Consider the following 6399-nt stretch of genomic DNA (forward strand, 5'->3'; position numbering starts at 1 on the left):
TACCACCACTTTCCCTTAATAAATCAAACGATTTTACTATTTACGTGGTTCTTTTTTGCCCCAATATTGATAATATGTACATTCAATATACCCATTGAATAATTTTCTGCGTTTTGTCGCTTTTTTATTAGCTAAAAATTCAAATTCTGTATTACTCGTTAATATATATGTAGATAACTGTGGGTGTTGTTGCATCAATTGGCCAATATAACGATACATTTCTTCTACTTTATCTCTGTCCCCAATACGTTCGCCATATGGTGGGTTACCGATTAATGCAACTGGAGTTGCTTCTTCGACAGTTAGCGTATTAACATCCTTAACGCTAAAGTGGATAATATCTGCTAATCCAACTTCTTCGGCATTTCTTTTAGCAATTTCAATCATTTCTGGGTCGATATCTGAAGCATAAATTTCAAGTTTGCGATCATAATTAGCTGCTTGATCGGCTTCATCTCGCATTTCATCATATAAACGGTCTGGCATAATATCCCATTGTTCAGAAACGAAATCGCGGTTGAAACCAGGAGCAATATTTTGAGCAATTAAGCAAGCTTCTATTGCAATTGTGCCCGAACCACAAAACGGATCAACTAAAGGTGTATCGCCTGTCCAGTTGGCTAAACGAATTAAACTCGCTGCAAGTGTTTCCTTAATTGGTGCTTCACCTTGAGCAAGTCTATAACCACGTTTATTAAGACCAGAACCTGAAGTGTCTATAGTTAAAAGTGCTTGATCTTTTAATAATGCAACTTCAACTGGGTATTTTGCACCAGTCTCATTTAACCAACCACGTGTTTTGTATGCATGACGTAATCGTTCGACAATCGCTTTTTTAACAATCGCTTGACAGTCTGGAACACTATATAGTGTAGATTTTACACTTCTTCCTTGTACAGGAAAAACACCATTTTCTTCGATGAGGGTTTCCCATGGTAATGCTTTCGTTTTTTCAAATAGTTCATCAAATGTCGTTGCTTTAAATTGACCAACAACAATTTTGATTCTATCGGCTGTTCTTAACCACAAATTACATTTAACAATTGCAGTTTCATCACCTTCAAAAAAGATTTTGCCATTTTCAACAGTTGTTTCGTAACCGAGTTCTTGAATTTCTTTTGCAACAACTGCTTCTAATCCCATTGGACATACAGCTAATAATTGATACATTGTTTTGCTCCTTCTTAATTAAAGATTTGTATTTATTTTATCAAAAGTTATTTTAAATAGATATGACATCGACTTAGATTTCATTGTATATATTTTGTTAATGTCATTGTCACAACAATGAAAAAAGCTCTCCGATTTGGGAGAGCTTGGGTCTAGTGATGATATTTCTGTAAGCCATGTTTTGTACCATTGTACTGCAAACGTGTACTAGAGACACTCGTACGCAGGTGGTAACCATCTGTCTATACACTTTTTAAAAGTGTATCTTACTTATACGTTGAATTCCGCTAAATAAGTGCTCCTACCTAATTTGGATTGCTCACTCGAGGGGTTTACCGCGTTCCACCTTTTATATTTCTATAAAAGCTACGTCACTGTGGCACTTTCAAACTATTCTAACCATATCAAAAGACTTAGGTTATTTCATTGCCGTCAATTTAATGCCTTGACTTATTGTTTCATCAAGCACGAACACTACAATCATCTCAGATTGTGTGAGCATGGACTTTCCTCTATATCGCTATAGCGATTACCCGAAACACCATCTTAAGAATTATATCATTAATCATGAAGCTAAACAAACAAAAATATAGATAAGTCTATGTAAATTTGAAGATAACCCATACATGCGCAATTATTGTAATACTAATATGAATTGATGTCATGTATGGGTATTAACTTATAAATTGCTCTCTATAAAATAAAACTACTTCTCATTTTATAGAGAAGTAGTTTTAGGATTATCGCTATACATCATTAAAAATGATTTAATCTTTATTGCATAGCTAGTTTTATTTGCCGAATACAGCTTTTTCTAAATTAGATATTCTTTTTAAAATATCGACATTGTTATTATTGTTGCCGCTATTCGTATTTGTAGCGCTATGACTTGAAGAGAAGTTTTTATTTTCCTGTGGTCTCGATGTAGCAACACGTAATCGTAACTCTTCAAGTTCTTTTTTTAATTTGTTATTTTCTTCGGATAATTTTACCACTTCGTTATCTAAATCAGCCATTTTTTGATAATCAGCTATGATATCATCCAAGAAGGCATCTACTTCTTCCCTTCTATAACCACGAGTCATTGTTTTTTCAAAATCTTTTTCATAAATATCTTTTGCTGATAATTTTAATGAAACTTCTGACATTTTTTCTCCACCTCATTCGAAACTTTGTTCTTGAGACCACTGTAAGTCGTTGATAAATTCAGTTAATTCATCAAACGTCACAATATCACAAGTATAATTTGTTTTTTCCATAAAATCAACTAACATCTGCTTAAAGAACTTTGGACTTGCCTCTTGCTCATCGTCATAGATTAAAAGCGTTAGATCCGTATGATCAAGCATGAATTGATCTGTTTGCTTAAACTGATGTGGCCCTTCATATGGTGTATGAAACACACTATCAACATAGTCTGCCTGTTGAGCAATCGCATGATATTTAGCTTGGTTTTGTTCATTCCATCTATCTATATGACCATAAAATGGAGTCACAATACCTAATTTAAGTTCTGGATAAGTTGATTTCAAATCTATTACTGTTTCAGCTGTCCATAATTCTATACCCAACTGTCCTTGTATTAATACCCATTCTAAGCCTTCCTCAATCAATTGTTCTAATTTATGAGAAATAAAAGCCTTTAAATAGGAAACTTCAGGTGCGTCATCTTTAAAAATGTTTAATTCGAACGACTTATAACCAGTTACGAAAATAGTTTTTACCATAGTGAGAACTCATTTCTTTGAATATAGCTTAAATCATATTGGACAGCCTTTAATTTTTCTGTGAATAGTTTTCTGCTCGTTCTTTTAAAATGACATTCGACTGACAAGGATTCAATATTCGAAACTAACAAGTCAAATTTTTGTTTGTTCATGTAGTTTAATTGAAGAATTTGAGCTTCAAATGAACGGAACTTTTTTAATTGTTGGTCAATTTGTTGTGTAAATGGCACTACAATTGAATAAAAATCATAGTCATTGTCTGTTGCTTTGACATGGTCAAATTTTTGTTGCATCTCTGAAATGTCATTTAAAAGTTGAGTTAATAATTGTTGCATGAGGCTCCCCTCCTACATATCAAATTTACCATAAATGGTGAAAGTCGTCATTTTTAAAGTGTCGTCTAACATTTATGTTAGTTCTATATTTTATTTTGCTTCAAATATTGTTTAATTGGGCAAAGCACGTTAAAATGATTGTGATGTATTTATTAATGCATTGCTATATATTTTATAGTTTGGAAAAATTTGTCAAAATCATGTATAATGAAACAAGTTTTTGATTGCCAAACTAAAGTGGTGAAAAACAAATGAATTACCCAAATGGAAAACCATTTAACACAAATAAGTCTCAGGTCGGACGAACTCATAAGGAGCAAACGCGTAGAATTGATTATGGTGGCAGAGGTATGTCACTTGAAAATGATATCGAACAGTCGAATAAGTATTATTTGAATCATGGTATGGCTGTCATACATAAAAAGCCTACACCAGTTCAAATAGTGAATGTTCATTATCCTATGAGAAGTAAGGCAGTAATAAATGAGGCTTATTTCAGAACGCCGTCGACAACTGATTATAATGGCATTTATAATGGTCGTTATTTAGATTTTGAAGCGAAAGAGACTAAAAACAAAACTTCATTTCCACTAAATAATATGCATGAACACCAAGTGAAACATATGGAGGCATGTTATCAGCAACAGGGCATTGTTTTTTTATTGATTCGCTTTAAAACACTCGATGAAGTGTACTTACTCCCCTATTCAAAATTTAAAAAATTCTGGGAAAGACACATTAAAGAGATTAAAAAGTCGATTTCGGTTGAAGAAATGAGAAAAAATGGTTACTATATTCCTTATCAGTATCAACCACGATTGAATTACCTCAAAACAGTTGATAAGTTGATATTAGATGAAAGTGAGGACCGCGTATGACGGAAAAAAAGAAGACTTCCCAAGCAAATAGCAATGATGGAAAGTCTGAACAAAAACAGAATAGGAATATAAAGCGAACGATAATTAAAATCTTTGGTTTTCTCATCATTGCATTTATCGTTCTAGCACTAATAGGTATTTTGTTATTTGCGTATTATGCATGGAAAGCCCCTGCATTTACGGAATCAAAATTACAAGACCCAATCCCAGCCAAGGTTTATGATAAAGATGGGGATTTGGTTAAAACGCTAGATAATGGTCAACGTCGTGAACATGTCGATTTAAAAGACGTACCAAAAACAATGAGAGAAGCTGTATTAGCTACTGAAGATAATCGCTTCTATGATCACGGTGCATTAGATTATAAACGTCTATTTGGAGCAGTTGCGAAGAACGTAACAGGTGGCTTTGGATCTCAAGGTGCATCTACACTAACACAACAAGTTGTTAAACGTTCATTCTTAACAGATCAAAAGTCAATTGCGCGTAAAGCGCAAGAAGCTTACCTATCATATAGATTAGAACAAGAGTACAGTAAAGATGAAATATTCGAAATGTATTTAAACAAAATCTATTATTCTGATGGTGTATATGGCGTAAAAGCCGCAGCTAAATATTACTTTGATAAAGATTTGAAGGACTTAAATTTAGCAGAATCTGCTTATCTTGCTGGTTTACCACAGGTTCCAAATACGTATAACATCTATGATCACCCTAAAGAAGCTGAATCTCGTAAAGATACTGTGCTTTATTTAATGGAATATCATAATAGAATTACCAAAGCACAAAAAGAAGAGGCGCAAAAAACTTCATTAGAAGACAATTTGGTTCAACGTTCTTCTAAAGAGCGTGAAGTAAGTAAAGATAATACAGGTGAAGAATATGATTCATATGTAAACTTTGTAAAATCTGAACTTATGAACAACAAAGCGTTTAAAAACGATGATTTAGGTTCTGTATTAAATAGTGGTATCAAGATTTATACAAACATGGATAAAGACGTTCAACAAACATTGCAAGATAGAGTGAACAATGGTAGTTATTATAAGAATGAAGACCAACAAGTTGGTTCTTCAATTGTAGATAGTGAAAGTGGCGGCTTAGTCGCAATCTCTGGTGGTAGAAATTATAAAGACATTGTAGATAGAAACCTAGCTACAGATGCTCACCCTACCGGATCTTCACTAAAACCTTTCTTAGCATATGGTCCAGCAATTGAGAATATGTCATGGGCAACGAATCATGCGATTCAAGATGAGTCAGCTTATCAAGTTGATGGTGTTACCTTTAGAAACTATGATACGAAGAGTCATGGTACTGTAAAACTTTATGATGCTTTACGTCAAAGTTTCAATATTCCAGCACTTAAAGCTTGGGAATCTACAAGAGAAAATGCTGGTAACGATGCACCGAAAGATTTTGCTGAAAATGTTGGATTAGATTATGACGGTGACATTGGACCTTCTGAAGTATTAGGTGGTTCAGCATCTGAATTCTCACCTACTCAGTTAGCTTCAGCATTTGCAGCAATTGCTAATGGTGGCGAATATAACAATGCGCACTCTATTAAGAAAGTCGTTAAACAAGATGGTGAAACGATAGAGTATGATCACACAAGTAAAAAAGCTATGAAAGCATCTACATCTTATATGTTAGCTGAAGTATTGAAAGGTACATTCGAAGCATATGGTTCTGCTTATGGACATGGTGTTTCAGGTGTTAATCTTGCAGCTAAGACTGGTACAGGTACTTATGGTGAACAAACTTACCAACAATATGGCTTACCAGATAATGCGGCAAAAGATGTGTGGATTAATGGCTTCACTCCAAAATACAGTATGTCTGTATGGATGGGCTTCAGTGAAGTTAAACAAGGTGGCGTTAATTCATTCGTCGGACATAGTGAACAAGAATATCCTCAATATCTTTTAGAAGATGTAATGAGTAGTATTTCACCAAGAGATGGTCAAGACTTCTCTAAACCTGATTCTGTTTCTGGAAATTCTAAAGACAGCCTTTCAGTGAGTGGTCACCCAGACGACAACACAACTACTAAAAGTCCACAAAACCAAGGTGGCGGAGATAGTTCAAGTGGCTCTAGTAGCCAACAGAGCTCAGCACGATAAATTTAAAAGTTCATAAATATACTTTTTAGCCCGGTATTCAAACATGGATACCGGGTTTTTTGTATACCTTTTTATAAGACGGATTGTAATATTAAGTGCAACACTCTTAAAATTTCATAAAAAAATGCCCATAAACGGCACTCTATTGTAAGATGTTAATAAC

At 34.0% G+C, this 6399-nt stretch carries 6 protein-coding genes and 1 other RNA gene; 2 read left to right on the top strand and 5 right to left on the bottom strand.

Translation table 11 applies throughout. The features are described from left to right. Positions 1-36: 36 nt before the first annotated feature. The 5 genes from ACSULM_RS07115 to ACSULM_RS07135 all read right to left on the bottom strand — a co-directional run bounded on the left by ACSULM_RS07115 (position 37) and on the right by ACSULM_RS07135 (position 3232). Entirely contained in the window at positions 37-1170 is a 1134-nt protein-coding gene (locus ACSULM_RS07115) for a THUMP domain-containing class I SAM-dependent RNA methyltransferase (protein ID WP_436861666.1), read from the bottom strand. Between the two features lie 165 nt (positions 1171-1335). After that, an RNA gene (rnpB, locus tag ACSULM_RS07120) (RNase P RNA component class B) lies at positions 1336-1711 on the bottom strand. A 250-nt stretch (positions 1712-1961) separates the two neighbouring features. After that, a complete protein-coding gene (gene gpsB / locus ACSULM_RS07125; RefSeq protein ID WP_436861668.1) occupies positions 1962-2318 on the bottom strand; it encodes a cell division regulator GpsB in 357 nt (118 codons plus the stop codon). Positions 2319-2330: 12 nt separating this feature from the next. Then, the gene (locus ACSULM_RS07130; RefSeq protein ID WP_436861670.1) at positions 2331-2897 is read right to left on the bottom strand and encodes a DUF1273 domain-containing protein; all 567 of its coding nucleotides are present in this window, start codon (positions 2895-2897) and stop codon (positions 2331-2333) included. Continuing rightward, the gene (locus ACSULM_RS07135; RefSeq protein ID WP_436861671.1) at positions 2891-3232 is read right to left on the bottom strand and encodes a DUF1798 family protein; all 342 of its coding nucleotides are present in this window, start codon (positions 3230-3232) and stop codon (positions 2891-2893) included. Before ACSULM_RS07135 ends, ACSULM_RS07130 begins: the two co-directional genes overlap by 7 nt. A 251-nt stretch (positions 3233-3483) precedes the next feature. Here ACSULM_RS07135 and recU point away from each other — a divergent pair, with 251 nt between their 5' ends. Further along, a complete protein-coding gene (gene recU, locus ACSULM_RS07140) occupies positions 3484-4110 on the top strand; it encodes a Holliday junction resolvase RecU (protein ID WP_436861673.1) in 627 nt (208 codons plus the stop codon). Next, positions 4107-6236 (top strand): transglycosylase domain-containing protein, encoded by a 2130-nt coding sequence (locus ACSULM_RS07145; RefSeq protein WP_436861674.1) that lies wholly within the window; start codon positions 4107-4109, stop codon positions 6234-6236. Before recU ends, ACSULM_RS07145 begins: the two co-directional genes overlap by 4 nt. The last annotated feature ends 163 nt before the right edge of the window (positions 6237-6399 follow it).

It is taken from the genome of Staphylococcus caeli (assembly GCF_051413795.1).
In the GTDB taxonomy this organism is placed as follows: Bacteria; Bacillota; Bacilli; order Staphylococcales; family Staphylococcaceae; genus Staphylococcus; species Staphylococcus caeli_A.